The organism is Roseicyclus sp., from assembly GCF_052168335.1.
GTDB lineage: Bacteria > Pseudomonadota > Alphaproteobacteria > Rhodobacterales > Rhodobacteraceae > Roseibacterium.
In genome coordinates, this window is sequence record NZ_JBQLZP010000229.1 from 1 (window position 1) to 16,978 (window position 16,978).

Annotated in this window: 15 protein-coding genes; 5 read left to right on the plus strand and 10 right to left on the minus strand. The window is 68.8% G+C overall.

The window, feature by feature from the left end; all coding sequences use genetic code 11:
- Nucleotides 1-2,703, plus strand: a 2,703-nt coding sequence (locus ACTS11_RS07130) for an efflux RND transporter permease subunit (protein ID WP_442639635.1), incomplete at its 5' end; no start/stop codon positions are given.
- 50 nt (nt 2,704-2,753) lie between these two features.
- On the opposite strand, the gene ACTS11_RS07135 is transcribed toward ACTS11_RS07130, so the two are convergent.
- Nucleotides 2,754-4,151, minus strand: coding sequence for a S8 family serine peptidase (locus ACTS11_RS07135; protein WP_442639636.1), 1,398 nt, complete (start codon nt 4,149-4,151; stop codon nt 2,754-2,756).
- Between the two features lie 95 nt (nt 4,152-4,246).
- Between ACTS11_RS07135 and ACTS11_RS07140 the strand changes: the two genes are divergently transcribed.
- Nucleotides 4,247-4,738: an RNA polymerase sigma factor gene (locus ACTS11_RS07140; RefSeq protein ID WP_442639637.1), complete on the plus strand. Its 492-nt coding sequence runs from the start codon at nt 4,247-4,249 to the stop codon at nt 4,736-4,738.
- 40 nt (nt 4,739-4,778) lie between these two features.
- Nucleotides 4,779-5,519, plus strand: coding sequence for a hypothetical protein (locus tag ACTS11_RS07145; protein WP_442639638.1), 741 nt, complete (start codon nt 4,779-4,781; stop codon nt 5,517-5,519).
- A 104-nt stretch (nt 5,520-5,623) separates the two neighbouring features.
- On the opposite strand, the gene ACTS11_RS07150 is transcribed toward ACTS11_RS07145, so the two are convergent.
- Nucleotides 5,624-5,998 carry a hypothetical protein gene (locus ACTS11_RS07150; RefSeq protein WP_442639639.1) on the minus strand — a complete coding sequence of 125 codons (375 nt, stop codon included), beginning with the start codon at nt 5,996-5,998 and terminating at the stop codon, nt 5,624-5,626.
- Between the two features lie 61 nt (nt 5,999-6,059).
- Nucleotides 6,060-6,473, minus strand: a complete 414-nt coding sequence (locus ACTS11_RS07155; protein ID WP_442639640.1) for a DCC1-like thiol-disulfide oxidoreductase family protein — start codon at nt 6,471-6,473, stop codon at nt 6,060-6,062.
- A gap of 90 nt (nt 6,474-6,563) precedes the next feature.
- Between ACTS11_RS07155 and ACTS11_RS07160 the strand changes: the two genes are divergently transcribed.
- The gene (locus ACTS11_RS07160) at nt 6,564-8,036 is read left to right on the plus strand and encodes an HTTM domain-containing protein (RefSeq protein WP_442639641.1); all 1,473 of its coding nucleotides are present in this window, start codon (nt 6,564-6,566) and stop codon (nt 8,034-8,036) included.
- A gap of 142 nt (nt 8,037-8,178) precedes the next feature.
- Here the strand turns inward: ACTS11_RS07160 and ACTS11_RS07165 are convergent, their stop codons facing one another.
- The 7 genes from ACTS11_RS07165 to ACTS11_RS07195 all read right to left on the minus strand — a co-directional run bounded on the left by ACTS11_RS07165 (nt 8,179) and on the right by ACTS11_RS07195 (nt 15,173).
- Complete coding sequence (locus ACTS11_RS07165) at nt 8,179-8,895, minus strand: ThuA domain-containing protein (protein ID WP_442639642.1); 717 nt, start codon at nt 8,893-8,895, stop codon at nt 8,179-8,181.
- Nucleotides 8,892-9,761: an NAD(P)-dependent oxidoreductase gene (locus tag ACTS11_RS07170; protein WP_442639643.1), complete on the minus strand. Its 870-nt coding sequence runs from the start codon at nt 9,759-9,761 to the stop codon at nt 8,892-8,894. Before ACTS11_RS07170 ends, ACTS11_RS07165 begins: the two co-directional genes overlap by 4 nt.
- The gene (locus tag ACTS11_RS07175; protein WP_442639644.1) at nt 9,761-11,269 is read right to left on the minus strand and encodes a sugar ABC transporter ATP-binding protein; all 1,509 of its coding nucleotides are present in this window, start codon (nt 11,267-11,269) and stop codon (nt 9,761-9,763) included. Before ACTS11_RS07175 ends, ACTS11_RS07170 begins: the two co-directional genes overlap by 1 nt.
- Nucleotides 11,266-12,270 carry an ABC transporter permease gene (locus ACTS11_RS07180; RefSeq protein ID WP_442639645.1) on the minus strand — a complete coding sequence of 335 codons (1,005 nt, stop codon included), beginning with the start codon at nt 12,268-12,270 and terminating at the stop codon, nt 11,266-11,268. Before ACTS11_RS07180 ends, ACTS11_RS07175 begins: the two co-directional genes overlap by 4 nt.
- Before the next feature lie 13 nt (nt 12,271-12,283).
- On the minus strand, nt 12,284-13,279 hold the full coding sequence (locus ACTS11_RS07185; RefSeq protein ID WP_442639646.1) for an ABC transporter permease: 996 nt from the start codon (nt 13,277-13,279) through the stop codon (nt 12,284-12,286).
- 58 nt (nt 13,280-13,337) lie between these two features.
- Nucleotides 13,338-14,135, minus strand: a complete 798-nt coding sequence (locus ACTS11_RS07190; protein WP_442639647.1) for an SDR family oxidoreductase — start codon at nt 14,133-14,135, stop codon at nt 13,338-13,340.
- 78 nt (nt 14,136-14,213) lie between these two features.
- Entirely contained in the window at nt 14,214-15,173 is a 960-nt protein-coding gene (locus tag ACTS11_RS07195; protein WP_442639648.1) for a sugar ABC transporter substrate-binding protein, read from the minus strand.
- A 251-nt stretch (nt 15,174-15,424) separates the two neighbouring features.
- Between ACTS11_RS07195 and ACTS11_RS07200 the strand changes: the two genes are divergently transcribed.
- Nucleotides 15,425-16,978: ABC transporter substrate-binding protein (locus ACTS11_RS07200; RefSeq protein WP_442639649.1), on the plus strand; the 1,554-nt coding region annotated here is incomplete at its 3' end.

Below are 16,978 nucleotides of genomic sequence, written 5' to 3' on the forward strand. Positions count from 1 at the left end.
CCCGTGGTGCGGATCGCCGTGACCTCGGCCACGCGCAGCGCGCAGGACCTGACCCGGCTGGTGGACGAGGAGGTGACGGACCGCCTCGTCTCCATCGAGGGCGTGGCGGACCTGCAGGTCTACGGCGACCGCTCGCCCATCTTCCGCATCGACATCGACCTGATGGAACTGGCGAGCCGCGGCCTGACGCTGGCCGATCTGCGCAGCACGCTCGCCGACGTGGCCTATGACGCGCCCGCGGGCGACCTGACCGGGGACCGGCAGTCGATCAACGTGCGAACCACGGCCTCGGTCGCCACGCCCGAGGCCTTCGAGGACCTCGTGATCCGCGAGAACGTCCGCGTCCGCGACGTGGCGCGCGTGACGCTCGGCCCGGCGCCCAACGAGACGATCCTGCGCGCCAACGGGCAGACCGGGCTCGGCCTCGGGGTGGTGCGGCAGGCCACGTCGAACACGCTGTCGATCTCGGAGGGCGTGCGCGACGCCGTGGCCGAGCTGCAGGAGACGCTTCCCGACGACGTGGAAATCTTCATCACCTCCGACGACGCGGTCTTCATCCGCGGCTCCATCGAGGAGGTGCTGAAGACGCTCGCGCTCGCCGTGGCCATCGTGGTCGTCGTGATCTTCGTCTTCCTGCGCGACCTGCGCGCGACCATGATCCCGGCGCTGACGATGCCCGTGGCGCTGATCGGGACGCTGGCGGCGATCTGGCTCGTGGGCTTCTCGGTCAACATCCTGACGCTGCTCGCGCTGGTGCTGGCGACCGGCATGGTCGTGGACGACGCGATCGTCGTGCTCGAGAACATCGTGCGCCGCCGCTCCGAGGGGATGGGCCCGCGCGCCGCCGCCGTCCTCGGCACGCAGCAGGTCTTCTTCGCCGTCGTCACGACGACCGCGACGCTGGCCGCCGTCTTCGTGCCGCTCTCGTTCCTGCCGGGGCAGGCGGGCGGTCTCTTCCGCGAGTTCGGCTTCACCCTCGCCATGGCGGTCGCGCTGTCCTCCGTCGTCGCGCTCTCGCTCTGCCCCGTGCTGGCGAGCCGGATGCTGAAGGACGGCGCGGGCACGGGGTCGGGCGGGGTCTTCGGCTGGCTCGGCGACCGGCTCGCGACCTTCTACGCCTGGACGCTCCGGGGGGCGCTCGCCAATCCCTTCGTCGTGGTGATCGTCGCGGGCCTCTTCGCGGTCACGGCGGCGATGATGGCCACGGGCATACGGCAGGAACTGACCCCGCCCGAGGACCGGGCCGTGGCGCTCCTGTCGGTCTCGGCGCCGCAAGGCGTGTCGCTCGACTACACCGCCGCCAAGATGCGCGAGATCGAGGCGCTGATGCAGCCCTTGCGCGACAGCGGCGAGATCACGAACCTCTTTTCCATCGCGGGAACGGGGTCCAACGCGCGCGGCTTCATGGTGATGACGCTTGCCCCCTGGGGCGAACGGACCCGCAGCCAGCAGGAGATCGTGGGCCAGATCAACGGCGCGCTCCGCTCCGTCGTCGGCGTGCGCGCCTTCGCGATCCAGCCGAATTCCCTCGGCATCCGGGGCGCGGGGCGCGGCCTGACCTTCGCCGTCACCGGCAACGACTACGCCCAGCTCGAGGAGGTGGCGGGCGCGCTCGTCGCGCGGATGCAGGAGAACCCGGCCTTCGGGCAGGTGCGCCTCGAATACGAGACGACGCAGCCCCAGCTCTTCATCGAGATCGACCGCACCCGCGCCTCGGACCTCGGCATCGAGATCGCGGGCCTCGGCGACGCTCTGCGCGCGGTGCTCGACGGGCGGAGCGTCGGCTCGGTCTTCGTGAACGACACAAGCTACGACATCCAGATGCTCTCGACCTCGGACCCGGTGAACGATCCGGGCGACCTCGAGAACGTCTTCGTGCAGGCGGGCGACGGGCAGATGATCCCGCTCTCCACCTTCGTGACGCTGGAGGAGCGCGCGGTCGCCCCCGAGCTCGAGCGCGAGAGGCAGAACCGGTCCGTCGAGATCTCAGCAGGGCTGACGCCCGCGCTGCCCCTCGGCACGGCGCTGGCGCAGGTCGAGGACCTGGCGGACGACATCCTCGCGCCGCAGAACCGCATCGTGCCGCTGGCCGAGGCCGCGACGCTCGACGAGACCTCGGCGGGCCTTCTGCTCACCTTCGGCTTCGCCATCCTGATCGTCTTCCTCGTCCTCTCCGCCCAGTTCGAGAGCTTCGTCTCCGCCGTGGTGGTAATGGCGACGGTGCCCCTCGGCCTGGCCTGCGCGGTCTTCGCGCTGGTGCTGACGGGGCTCAGCCTCAACATCTACAGCCAGATCGGGCTGGTGATGCTCATAGGGATCATGGCCAAGAACGGCATCCTGATCGTGGAGTTCGCCAACCAGCTCCGCGGCCGGGGCGAGGCGGTGGGCGAGGCGATCCTGAACGCCAGCACGATCCGCCTGCGCCCCGTCATGATGACGATGATCTCGACCGTGCTGGGCGGCGTGCCCCTGATCCTGTCCTTCGGAGCGGGCGCCGAGGCGCGCGAGGCGCTCGGCTGGGTGATCGTCGGCGGGCTCGGGCTCGCCACGCTGTCCACCCTCTACCTCACCCCGGTCGCCTATCTCCTCCTCGCGCGCTTCACGACGCCCAAGGCGGAGGAGGAAACACGCCTCATGGCCGAACTCGACCGGGCGCTGCCGTCCGAGGCGCGCGGGGCGATGAGCGCCTCGCCGGCGGGATAGCGCGGGGAGAGGATGCTCTTGCCTGCGAAAGGCGTGCGCTGTCCGAAGGCTCAGGTGGCGTCGTTGCAAAGCGAACCGATGTTCAGAAGGCCCGCACCGAAGACCGGGTCCGGCCCGGGGTCGCCGAGATCCGTGGCGAGGCGGCGCAACTCGTCGCCGACCTCGAGGGCGGACAGTTCGGGGCGCGCCTCCCGCAGGAGGGCGGCCGCCGCGGAGACGAAGGGCACGGCAAAGGACGTGCCCGTCTTCCAGCGCGCGCCGCTGATCGAGGCGGCCGTCCAGATATCGACGCCGGGGGCCGCGATGTCGACATGGGGCCCCCGGACGGCGCGTCGGTAGATGGCGCCCGCCCGATCGACCGCCGTGACCGCGAGAACCGGATCGTAGGCGGCCGGATAGGTCGGGTCGGCCGCGGGACCGTCATTGCCGACGGCGGCGACCACCACGATGTCCTCCTCGAAGACGAGGCGCTCGACGATCCCTGCGAGCACGGCGTTCTCCGGTCCCGCGAGGCTCAGGTTGATCACGCCCACATCCTCGGCGGCCAGGTCCGCGAGCGCCTCGACGAGCGTGAAGACGTCGGCGCGCTCGTCCCCGCCGACCCGGTGGAAGGCGTCGAGCGCGATCAGCCGCGAGGCCGGAACGAGCCCCGGTGACCGCGTGGCCGGATCGCCGACGAGCAGCGCCGCGACCGCGGTTCCGTGGACCGCGCGCGATGGGTCGAGCGCGCCCGGGGCGAGCTGGCGCACCGTGAGGGCCGCGCCTGCGAAGGTCTCGTGATCCGCATTGATGCCGGTGTCGATCATGCCGATGGTGACACCCTGGCCGCAGGCCTCGTCCCGCCCCTCGAAGAGCGGCCAGTCCAGCATCAGCCGCGCCGGGCATTCGGCGCCCCGGCAATCCTCGGAAAAGCCCTGCTCGGACCGGTAGTAATGGTTGAAGTCGGCGTCCTGCCCGCTGGGCAGCGCGCGGGCGAACTGCCGTGCCTCCTCGAGCGACAGGGTCTGCGGGATGGACAGACGCCGCGAGACGGTGCCGAGGCCGGACAGCGGCCGCTCCTCGAGCACGACGAAGCCCTCCGCGAGGAGCGCGTCGAGATCGGCGACGCTCAGCCCGAGGGTCACGATCTCGTCGGGTGCGAAGCGCGGCGGCGGCGGCGCGGGCGCACTCGGCGCCGGACGGCGCACACCCCCGAAGAGCCCCTCGATGAAGCGGCCGAGATCGCCCGAGGACCCCGAGGGCGCACGCCCCGGTCCGTCGTCATCGTCGTCGTCCCGTCCTCCACCGGAAGACCCGCCATCGTCGTCATCATCGTCATCGCCACCATCGTCGTCGTCATCGGCCCAGGCGGTTGCCGATAAGGTCCCACCCGCCAGTTGAAACGGCAGGGATGCGTGGATGACGAGCATCAGGGCCGCCGCGATCACCGCAAGAACGGGGCTTGTCATGACGGGTCGCCTCGTGTGGTTTCATGCACTGGCAGGAATACGTCCCGTGGAGCAGGTTATTCCCTGCAAGGAGTGCGGCAAGTCCGGAGAGTGGAATGCGGGACGCGTTCGAGCGTGACCTGATCGCATCGCTGCCGAAACTGAGGCGCTTCGCCCTGTCGCTCTGCCGGCGGGGCGACGTTGCCGACGATCTCGTGCAGACGACGGTGGAGCGGGCGGTGGCGAGCAGGACAAGCTTCGATCCGGCGACGCGGCTCGAGCCGTGGCTGTTCCGTATCCTGCGCAACGCCTGGATCGACCAGACCCGCCGGACGGCGACGCGCGGCACCGAGATCGACGTGGCCGACGCACCGGACGCGGCGACCGTGGACGGGCCGCGCGTGACCGAAGCCACCCTGATGCTCCGGAAGACCGAGGCGGCGCTTGCGACCCTGCCGGACGAGCAACGGGAGGTCATCGTGCTCGTCTGCGTCGAGGAGATGTCCTATGCGGAGGCGGCGGAAGTCCTGGGCATCCCCAAGGGCACCGTGATGAGCCGTCTCGCGCGTGGCCGTGCCGCCCTCGCCGAAAAGTTGGGAATAGGATGAACGCCCGCGCGTTGTCCCGATGGGGCAAGGAGAAGCACGCATGACGCCGACCGAGTACGACGATACCGTCCTGATGGCCTATGCCGACGGGGCACTGGACGCCGACGCGGCGCGGCGCATCGAGGCCGCGGCCAAGGCTGATCCGGAGATCGCGGCACGCATCGACATGTTCCGCCAGACGGGCGCGCTGCTGGGCGCGCTCGGCGCCGCGCGCGAGGTGGAGCCCCTGCCGGACACGCTCGTCCGAAACGTGGAACAGACGCTGGCCCGGGCGCGGAGCGACGACACGGTCGTCGCCTTCCCCAGACCGCGGCCGACATGGCGGCCGGCGGCCCTCGCCGCGAGCCTCGCGCTCGTCGCCGGTGCCCTGGGCGGCATCGTGGCGACCCTATCGTGGCAGGGGCCCGAGACGGGGGCGAGGTCCCTGACCCTGCTCGACACCGCCGGTCTCGCGGAGGTGCTCGACAGCCTGCCCGCCGGAGCCAGCGGGCCCGCCGGGGACGGAGAGGTCACGATCATCGCCTCCTTCCTGACCGGCGATGGCGCCTTCTGCCGGGAGCTCGAGCTCGACGTGGCCTCCGGGGGGACCATCGTTTCGGTCGCCTGCCGGGAGGACGATGCCTGGACCGCCCGCTTCGCGATGGTCACGCAGGATTCGGGGGCCGAAGGCTATGCGCCCGCCTCCGCGCTTGCGACGCTCGACGCGTTCCTCGGCACCATCGGGGCGGGCGCGCCGCTGTCGCCGGAAGAGGAGGCCACGCGGCTTTCGCCCGGCGACTGACGCAGACCGCGCGCCGCGTGCCCTCGATACACCGGAGCCGACGAAGCAAACGCCCCGCGCTCGGCGGGGCGTTTCATCGTCGCGGCCATCAAGACCGGACCGGCTCAGTCGTCGTCGTCGTCACGGCCACCGTCGTCGTCATCGTCGTCCGAACCGCCACGGCCGCCATCGTCGTCGTCGTCGTCACGGCCACCGTCGTCGTCATCGTCGTCCGAACCGCCACGGCCGCCATCGTCGTCGTCATCGTCCCAGCCGCCGCGGCCACCGTCGTCGTCGTCGTCGTTCCAGCGGCCCCGGCCGTCGTCATCGTCGTCATCCCAGCCGCGTCCACCGCTGGCCGAGCGGAAGTCGGCATTGGGAAAGACGGAGTTCAGGAACCTCAGGATGGGGTCACCGTTCTGGGCATGGACCGGCTCGGGCGCCGACAGCAGGGCGACCGCCGCAGCCGTCGCTGCAAGTAGGGTCTTCCGAAGAGCCATTGTCGTCTCCTTTCGTTGCGTCCTTGGGTCGGACAGGAAGGAAAACGGGCCGCCTCGCTGTCTATTCCCGTCGCTCGGGATTTTTTTCGGAAAGGGGCCCTATGGGCGTCCGTCCGGCCAGCCTCAGGAAAAGGCGGCGCCCCGCCGCGAGGACGGGATAGAGACGGGCCGCGCGGCGGGGATCGGCGAAGGCCGCGCGCTGGATACGGTCGAAGAGACGCCCCCCTCCGGCGGACAGCGTCGCGAGCAGATGCACCGCATTGTCGCCGAAGAAGACCTCGTCCTGCCAGAGCACCACCATCCCGGCATCGAGATCGTACCCGGCGTCCTGGACGGCGCGCACCCGCGGGTCGCCTTCGCGCGCGCTCACGAGCTCGACCGCGCCCACCGCCTGCCGCAGCCGCATCATCGAAACGTAGGAGGCGCAGAACGGGCACTCGCCGTCATAGATCACCGTGATCCCCGGTCCGCTCATGTCCGCACTCCTCGAATTCCTTCCGGTCGTGGGAATAACGTGCGTCCGGGCGCGTAATTCCATCAAAGCAAGATGATCCGGAGATGCCCCATGACGAGTCTCGCCGATACGACCGCAAGACAGCCGCGAAGCGCCGCCCGCGCGGTGCACGGCCTTCGCGAGGCGCTGTCGCAGCCGGTGTCCCCGCTGTCGCTCGCCGTGTTCCGCATCGCCGTCGGCGCGATGCTGGTCTGGGATTGCTGGCGCTTCATCAGGTACGACCGCGTCTATCGGTACTGGATCGAGCCGGATTTCCACTTCACCTATCCCGGTTTCCATTGGGTCGCGCCGCTGCCGGAACCGTGGATCTGGTACGCCTGGCTCGGAATGGGCTTCGCGGCGCTTCTGGTGATGCTGGGCCTGTTCTACCGCGTGGCGATCGTGGCGCTGACGGTCCTGTTCAGCTACTTCTTCCTGCTCGACAAGGCGGAGTACCTCAACCACTTCTATCTCGTCATCCTGTTCCTGATCCTGCTGTGCGTCCTGCCCGCGAACCGGGCGCTGTCGCTCGATGTGCGGCTCTTCCCGCACCTGCGGACAGGAACCATACCCTATGCCGGCGTCGCCGTCCTGCGCCTGCAGATGGAGATCATGCTGATCTATGCGGGGTTGGTGAAGCTCACGCCCGACTGGCTGGCCGGCGAGCCCCTCGGGCTCTGGCTGCGGTCGCAGGCGGACGACTTCACCTTCGGGTTCCTGTTCCACCACGACTGGGTGATCCTGCTCGGGACCTGGGGGACCGTGGCCCTGCACGTCCTCGGCGCGCCGCTCCTGTTGTGGCACCGCACGCGGCTTGCGACCTTCCTGGTCTACTGCGTCTTCCACGCGGCCAACTCGGTCTTCTTCAACATCGGCATCTTCCCCTGGCTCACCATCGCGGCGACCACGATCTTCTTCGCCCCGGACTGGCCGCTCCGACTGGCGCGCTGGTTCCATGGCCTGTTCGCGGCGCTGCCCGCCCAGATTTCTGACGGGTCTCCGGGCTCGCCGAAGCCCGGCGCGACGCGGCTCATCCCGATGACCGCGCTCGCCGCCATCGCGGCCTGGACCGCGGTTCAGGTCGTCCTGCCCGTCCGCGCGGGCGCCTTCCCGACCGAAGTCAGGTGGAGCGGCGACGGCCATCGCTTCTCGTGGCGGATGCGCATCTACGACCGCAGCGCAGAGGGGGTCTTCATCGTCCGGTCCGGCGACGCGGAGTGGCAAGTGGACCCGCGCGACTACCTGTCGGACCGCCAGACATCGAAGATGTTGGTCCGGTCCGACATGATCCATCAGTTCGCCAACCACCTCGAGGAGGTCTGGCGCGCGGCAGGCCACGACGACGTGGAGGTGCGCGCCGAGATATGGAAATCGCTCAACGGCCGGCCCCCGCAGCTTTTCGTCGATCCGGACGTGGACCTCACGGCTGTCGAACTCGCCTACGCCCGATCCGATCCCTGGGTGCTTCCGCTGGAAGCTCCGGTATGGGGGATCGCTGAGAACGCACAAGGCCGCCAGGTCACGGACCCGACGTTGCGACGGTGAAAGCACCCAGGGCCGGAACGTTCTTCGGGCCGCGGGATCCTGGATGCGCGATTCCGGTGGCGTGCCCCGCATTGCCGGGAGGCGACCCTACCGGGAAAGGGATCAGGTCAATGGTTCGCAAGAGGGGCGCGTCGGAAGGCGGTCATGCCCCGTCGGCGGCGCGACGGGCGGCCCAGTGCATCCCTCGCCGCATGATCGAGGTGACTTCCGGAACCCGGAGGTCGTCCAGTTCGTGACCGATCGAGCAGTAGAACACCCGGCCCCTGTCCCAGCGCCGCTTCCACACGACCGGGATCACCGTTCCCTCGATCCACCAGAGGTGCTCGCCCGAGAAGGTCGTGGTCGCGAGAACCTCGTTCGAGGGATCGACGAGCATGTAGTATTGCTCGGACCGCAGGCGGAAGCTGCGGATGCCCTCCATGATCGGGTCCGCGGGCCGCGTCACGGTCACGTCGTAGTCGATGTAGTCCTCGCGCGGCTGGAGGTTGTCGGGCCATCCGGGAGGGTGGGCCACGAACTGTCCGCCGATCAGGAAATGGTAGTTCGGCCGGTCGCGGAATGCGTCGCCCATATGGCCGTGCCATCCCGCGATCCCGCGCCCCTCGCCGACCAGCTTCAGGAGGCCGTCCTCCTGCGCCTTCGTCATGTTGCCGAACTCTGGCCGGTGGCCCGAGCGGGCGGAGGACCAGATGGGCACGATCAGGTCCACGTCCGCCATACTGTCGGGATCGGCCAGCGGTTCGAGGGTTTCGTGGATGTCCACCTCGAACCCGTCCGCCGCCAGGAGGTCGCGGCACCAGTCGGCGAAGGCGGTCGGGTCGTGACCCTCCCAGCCGCCGGCGAAGAGGGCTGCCTTCATGTCGTCTTGTCCTCCATGAACGGAACGATCGCGGCCATGTCGCGCGGACCGTAGCCCATGGAGATGGCCTCCTCGAGAAGCGCGAGCGTCACCCGGCCCTGCGGCAGCGCCACGCCGAGCCGGTCGGCCAGCGCGAGCGTCACCGCCATGTCCTTGCGCGCGAGGTCCACGGTGAAGGTCACGGGCGCGGACGCGTCGTCGAGATAGAGCGGCCTGCGATAGGACAGCATCGGCGCGGCGGCGGCGCTGGCCTCGATCACGTCGAAGGCCGCCGCGCGCGGGATGCCCGCGGCCCGCGTGAGGGCCAGCGCCTCGGCGAGCGTCTGGTTGAGCCCGTGGATCAGCATGTTGACCCCGAGCTTCATGGCCGCCCCTGCCCCCGTCCGCCCGAGGAACACCGTCCGCCGCCCCAACGCATCGAGGAGTGGGCGGAGCGGAGCACCCGTCGCCGCGTCGCAACCGGCCATGACGAGAAGCTGCGCGTCGCGCGCCGCAGCCGTGGCGCCGGAGACGGGGGCGTCGATCACCGTGACACCCTCGGGCGCGCGGGCCGCGAGATCGGCGATATGGCCGGGACTCATCGTGCCCATCTCCAGACAGGTGCGCATGGCCCGCCCGGCGAAGAGACCGTCCTCGCCGTAATGGACGTCTTCGGAGGCGGGATCGTCGGCCAGCATCGTGACGACGACGACGCAACGCTCCGCCAGGTCCCGCGGGGTGGCGGCGACCGCGGCGCCGGTCTCGGCGGCGAGCGCCTCGGCGCGGTCGCGGCTGCGGTTCCAGAGCACGAGGTCATGGCCCGCTTCCGCGAGGTTCCGCGCCATCTCGCGCCCCATGCGGCCGAGCCCGGCGAAGCCGACCGCCATCAGGCGGCCTTGCCGGAGATCCCGGAGATCGCCTGGATCAGGCTGTCCTCGGTCACCTCGGCCGCCGTGAACTCCCGCACGATGCGTCCGTGATACATCGCCACGATGCGGTCCGAGCAATGCAGGACCTCGGGCATCTCGGAGGAGATCACGATGACGGCATAGCCCTGCCGCGCGAGGTCGCGGAGGAGGTTGTGGATCTCCGACTTGGAGCCCACGTCGATCCCGCGCGTGGGCTCGTCCACGATCAGGACCTCGGGCTGCATCGACAGCCATTTGCCGATCACGATCTTCTGCTGGTTCCCGCCCGAGAGGTTGCCGACCTGCGTGCGCCAGCTCGGGCTCTTGATCGCGAGGCGGTCGCGGTACTGGTCGTAGATGGAAACCTCCGCACCCTCGGCGACGAAGGGTCCGGCCGTCAGGTCGTCGACCTGCGGCAGGGTGATGTTGTCGCGGCAGCTCATGCCGAGGACGAGGCCCTGCTCCTTCCGGCTCTCGGGCACGAGCGAGATGCCGTGCCGGATGGCGTCGATGGGCGAGGAGATCGTGACCTCCTGCCCCTTGAGAAGGATGCGGCCCGCCGAGGGTTTCCGCAGCCCGAACAGCGTCTCGGCGATCTCGGTCCGGCCCGCGCCGACGAGGCCGTAGAAGCCCAGCACCTCGCCCTGCCGCACCTCGAAGGTCGCGTCCCGGAAGAGGGAGCCGCACGACAGCCCCTCCACCCGGAGGGCAACGTCGCCGACCTCGACATGCTCGGCGTTCCGGCTCAGGTCGAGCGAGCGGCCGATCATCATTTGCGTGATCTCGTCCTCGTTCGTCTTGGCCGTGTCGAGCGTCCCGCGATACGCGCCGTCCCTGAGCACCGAGATGCGGTCGGTGATGCGGAAGATCTCCTCCATCCGGTGGGAGATGTAGATGATGCCGACGCCCTGCGCCTTGAGGTCCGCGATCACGTCGAAGAGGACGACCTTCTCGGCATCGGTGAGCGAGGCCGTGGGCTCGTCGAAGATCACCGCCTTGGCGTCCACGGTCAGCGCGCGGGCGATCTCGACCATCTGCTGGTTCGCGATCGACAGATCGCCCACGATGGTCCGCGCGTTGAAGCCGACCTTCAGTTTCGCGAGGATCGCGTCGGTGCGGGAATAGAGCGCGTGCCAGTCGACGCGGCCGAAGCTCCTGCGGGGCAATTCGCCGAGATAGATGTTCTCGGCCACGGACAGCTCCTGCGCGAGGCTGAGCTCCTGGTGGATGAACATGACGCCGTTGGCCTTGGCCTCGAGCGGCCCCTTCATCACCGTCTCTCGCTCGGCGATGTAGATGCGGCCCGCGTCGGGCTGGTAGATCCCGCCGAGCACCTTCATCAGCGTGGACTTGCCCGCGCCGTTCTCGCCCATCAGCGCATGGACCTCTCCGGGCATGACGCTGAAGCTGACGCCATCGAGGGCGCGCACGCCGGGGAAGGTCTTGACGATGCCCTCGAGGCGGAGGGCGGGTGCGGTGCCTGTCATGTCCTCAACTCCTGTGCGCCCTTGCGGTTGAGCTGCCGGTCGAGGAACAGCACCGCGATGAGGATGACGCCGATCACCAGGTTCACGGTCTCGGTCTGCGCCCCGATGTGATTGAGGCCCCGACGCAGAAGCTGGATCGCGATCACGCCCCCGAGCGTCCCGATGATCGACCCGCGCCCGCCCGTGAGCTTCGTGCCGCCGAGCACCACGGCGGTGATGGCCCAGAGCTCGAAGAGCATCCCGTCATTGGGGTTCACCGAGCCGCTTCCCGAGTAGAAGGCGACTGCCGAGAGCGCGGCCAGGAAGCCGATCAGCACGAAGTTCAGCACGTAATGCGGCCCCACGCGGATGCCCGCGTTCACGGCGGCCTCGCGGTTGTCGCCGATGGCATAGGCGTTCCGGCCATGCACCGTGCGCGTCATCAGCAGCCAGACGATCAACACCACGACGAGAAAGAGGATTGCCGACGTCTCGAGCCCGAGAATGTCGGACTCGGCGATATCCACCATGGTCCAGTTCAGGTGATAGGTCGGCTGCTCGCCGTTGTACATGAAGACGAGCCCGCGGTAGCCGAGCATCGCGGCCAGCGTCACGATGAAGGCGTCGACCCCGGTCTTCCAGACGATCATCCCGTTGATCAACCCCAGGATGCATCCGGTCAGAAGCGCGAAGAGCCAGGCGAGCGGGATGGCGCCGTCGCCCAGCGCCGCCATGAAGGGCCAGCTCATCGAATCGAGCATCACGATGCCGGCAAGCGCGTAGGTGGCGCCGACCGACAGGTCGATGTTGCCGTTGATCATCACCACCGTCATGCCCACGGCGATGATCCCGATGGGCGCCGACTGCTTGAGCAGCAACAGCATGCTGTCGAAGTCCATGAATGCGGTGTCCGAAAGCGACCAGTAGCGCCCCGCGAACTCGAAGAAGATGAGCTGGAGGACGATGAAGCCCCAGATCGCGCCGCCCTTGAGGAAGGTTCCGAGCCTGTCGTTGCGTGTCATTCCCCGCCCCTCCTCAGGCGATCGGCGACCAGAGCCTGCCGCGCTTGGTGGCGATGTCGAGCCAGACGGCGAGGATGATGATGATCCAGGTCACGACGAACTGGACGTAGAACTCGAGGCCCGCCAGCAGGAGCCCGTTCTGGATGAAGCCGAGGATCAGGACACCGATCACGGTCTTGAAGATCGTTCCCGACCCGCCCAGCAGCGACGCGCCCCCGAGGATCACGGCGGCCAGCACCTCGAGCTCCAGTCCCTGGCCGACCGTGTTCTGCGCACCCATGGTGCGGCTCGCCTGGATGAGCCCGGCGGTCGCGACGCAGAAGGCCGAGATGAGATAGGTCATGAAGACGACCCGCGCCCTCGGGATGCCCGAGAAGGTCGCCGCCGTGGGGTTGCCGCCGACGGCGTAGACCTTGCGGCCGAACGGCGTCTTCGACAGCACGATACCGAGGAAGGCGGCCAGGAGCAGGAACATCAGGACCGGGACCGGGATGCCGAGCGCGGTGCCGCGCCCGAAGACGCCGAACCACGTCTCGTTCTGGTTGGCGATGTCCATGTTCTGACCGCCCGACCAGGTGAGCGTCAGGCCGTGGATGGCGGACAGCATCCCGAGCGTGACGATCAGCGAATTGAGCCTGAGATACCCCACGAGAAAGCCGTTGATCGCCCCGAGCGCGAGCGTCATCGCGAACATCGCGGGGATCGCGAGCGCGGGACCGAAGGCCGGGTTCTCGTGCAGGTCCAGCACGACGATCGCCGAGAAGGACAGCATCGAGCCGACCGAGAGATCGAGATTGCCGCCGATCACCACGAAGGTGACGCCGAGCGCCATGATGCCGAGGATCGCCGAGGAGCGGATCACCCCGAAGACGTTGTCGGGGTCGATGAAGCGCGGGTTCCAGAGCGTGAAGCCCACCATGAAGAGGATGAAGGCGACGAGGATGCCCTGACGTGCGAGCACGCCGCCAAGCGACTTCGCCGCCGTCGATTTCATGGTCGTGTCGGCCATTCCTCTTCCTCCCCTCGCGGCTGCGTCTCCCGGCGCGGCCGCCCTTCGCTTCCGTCCGTCAGACCAGCGTCATTCCCCCGTCGATCATCACGATCTGCCCGGTCATGTAGTCGCTCGCGCGCGATGCGAGGAACGTCGTCGTCCCGGTGATGTCCGAGGGACGGGCGACCCGGCCCTTCAGGATCTCGGCCGAGAATTCCTCCATCGCCTGACCGGGGCGCTCTGCGGCCCCGATCTCCATCAGGTCGCGGTCGACCTGCTCCCACATCTCGGTATCGACCACGCCGGGCGCGAAGCCCGTGACCGTGATGTCGTGCCGCGCGAGGTCGCGCGCGGCGGACTGCGTCAGGCTGACCACCGCCCATTTCGAGGCGCAGTAGGGCGCGACGTTGTCGAAGCCCTGCCGCGAGGCGATGGAGGCGGTGTTGACGATCTTGCCGCCGCCCCCCTGCGCGATCATCTGGCGCGCCGCCTCCTGGATGCCGATCAGGCAGCCGAGGCCGTTCACATCCATGATCAGATGCCAGTTCTCCTCGGTCACGTCGAGGAAGTTCATCGGCTTGTTGATGCCGGCGTTGTTGAACATGACGTCGAGCCGCCCGAAGGCCTCGACCGTCCGGCCGATCATCGCGCGCACCTGGGCCCTGTCACGCACGTCCACCGCTGCCGCGATCGCCGCGCCGCCCGTGCGCTCGCGGTTCTCCTCGGCCACATTCGCGACCCTTGCCCCGTCGAGGTCTGCGAAACAGACGCAGGCACCCTCGTCGAGCAGCGCCTCGCCTATGGCGCGGCCTATGCCACGCGCCGCACCCGTCACGATGCAGACGCGCCCCTCTACTCCACGCGGTTCGGCCACGGCATCCTCCCTGCCCCTCGTCTTGCGAAAAGGTGGGGGCCGACCCTGCACGGCCGACCCCCGGTCTCCGGGAGGAGATCAGAAGACCGGGCGGTCGAACTCGCCCATGTTGTCCTGCGTGATCTTCGGCGTGTCGAAGTAGTTGAGGAAGGGCACCTCTTCCCCGGCGAGCACGTCGAGCGCGGTCTGGAGCGCGGCCTCGGCGTCGTCGACGGGCGACTGGTAGATCGAGCCCCAGTATTCGCCCCGCTCCATCGCGTCGTAGCCGACGGCGAAGTTGGTGGCGCCGACGAAGGTGATGTCGGCCGCGCGGCCCGCGGCGAGCGCCGCGTTCAGGGCGCCCACGCCCATGTTGTCGTCACCCGAATAGACTCCGTCGATGTCGTCGTACTGGACGAGGAAGGCCTCCATCACGCGCTGGCTGTCCTCGCGGTTCCAGTTGCCGGGCTGGCTCGCCATCAGGGTCACGTTGGGGCAGACCTCGGGCAGACGCTGCTCGAAGCCCTCGGCGCGCTCGATGGCGGTGGTGTAGCCCGGCTGGCCGGTGATCTGCACGATCTGGGCCTCGTCCTGGATGCCCAGCGCGGTGAACCGCTCGCACATGATCTCGGCCGCGCGGGCGCCCTGGGTGATGTTGTCGGGCCCCGAGAAGGACCGGACGAAGTCGAAGCCGTCCTCGGCGATGTTCGAATTGGTGATGATGACCGGGATCCCCGCCTGGTGCGCCTGGCGCACGGCCGGGATCACGGCCTGGCCGTTCGTCGGCCAGATGATCATCGCGTCCACCTCCTGCTGCACCAGATCCTGGATCTGGGCGATCTGGCGCGCGACGTCGCCGCCCGCATCGAGGACCACGACCTCTACGTCGGGATTGGCCTCGGCGGCGGCGATGAAGGCCTGCTCGTAGGTCGTCTGGTAGCTGTCGACGCCGACGTTGTTCTGCGTGATGCCGATGGTGACGCTCTGCGCCGCCGCTGCGCCGCCGAGTGCGACGAGAGCGGTCGAGCAGGCAAGCGAAAGCTGGGTCGTACGGGTCATTCTTCCCTCCCTCTGTTGATCTGGCGATTGCCGCTGTCCTCCCAGCCCGGGAATCGTCCGGTGCAATCCTTCATCATCCAGCGCCCATTCGCCGCGAACCGGACCGCACCATTCTGTCCAATATGGATGATTTTTTATCCAAATTGGATATTTTGCAGCATCCCGCACGTTTACCAAATTGAACATTCCATTGAGGACCGCCCATGAAACGCCGCCCGCCCCGGGCCGCAGGGTTACGCACTCGCGGAACGATGAACAAGCACGCCAAGCAAGACCACCATTCTGGACATGACGGCGGATCGCTCGAGGCCCGCATGTCCTCGGGCTCGGCCGAGGCCGAGCTGGCGCGCGTGGTCGAGTTCCTCGGGCAACTCTGCGTGGAGCTCGACTCGTCCCTCGATCCCACCACGCCGAACCCGCACCTCAACATGATCCTGCATCTGCTGCGCGGACACCTGGAGGGGCGGCTCGTCTCGTCCTCCTCCATGGCGTCGGCTTCGGGCGTTCCCTACGCGACCGCGATGCGCAAGCTCGCCGAGATCCAGGCCGCGGGTCTCGTCGAGCAGCGTCCGCGCACGAAATCCGGGCGCAGCTTCTCGCTGCACCCGAGCGCCGCGCTCCTCGGCCGCTTCGGACAACTGGCGAGCCGCATCGGCCGTATCGCGCGCGCCTCCTTCCCGGCCTCGGGCGACACGCGCGACTATTTCTTCGGCGGCTCCTACGTGCCGGGCCAGGCCGCCATCGCGCCGCCCACGGCGCTTCTGTCGCCGCTGAAGCTCGCCGGCGGGCTGCGCATCCTCGTGCATGGCGATCCGACCTTCATGGTCATGGAGAACCTCAAGCGGCAGTTCGAGCAGATCGTCGGGACCGACATCCACCAGCGCGCCTTCTCCATCGACCGCCTGCGGCACGAGGCGCTGAGGAACGCCGAGCGCAAGCGCAGCGCCTACGACCTCATCGCGGTCGACCTGCCCTGGATCGGGGAGTTCGTGGAGAAGGGCGTGATCCGCCCGCTGCCCGAGGTCATGGACATCGAGCGGCTCGACCCCGGCGACTTCCACACCGCCGGCTGGCGGGCGACGCACTGGGACGGCGTGCCCTACGGCGTGCCGAGCCAGACCACGCCGGAACTGATGTTCTTCCGCAAGGACTGGTTCGCCCGCGACGGCCTCGCGCCCCCGGCGACCGCCGCGGACGTGATCGAGGCCGCGCGGCACTTCCACGATCCCCGGAGCGGCCGTTACGGCGTCGCCTGGAACGCCGCGCGGGGCACGGCGCTCGGGCACACGTTCATGATGACCTGCGCCGCTTTCGGCCAGCCGATCATCGAGCTGCCCGAGGTCGCGGGAGGCTACGATGCCGATCACCTCGGGGGCGGCGGGCATCGTCCGACGCTCGACACGGACCGGGCGCTGGCGGCGGCCAACTATCTCATGGAACTGCTGGAGTATTCGCCGCCCGACATCCTCTCGATGTCCTGGTACGAGCGGGTCAGGCCCTTCGCCGCAGGCAAGGTCGCCATGGCCTACGGCTATACGCTGCTCGCGCCCTACTTCGAGCTCGACGAGACCTGCCCGGCGCACGGCAACACCGGCTACCTGCCGCACCCCCACGGACCCGCAGGCGCGCCCATCGCGCCGGTCGGGGGCTACGCGCTGTGCATCCCGGCGAACCTCTCGGCGGAGCGGATCGAGGATGTGGTCGAGGCGCTGATCGCCTTCACCTCTCCGGCCGCGCAGAAGCTCTACGTCCAGAACGGAAGCCGCACGGCGCCCCGCTACTCGGTGGGGGCCGATCCCGAGGTG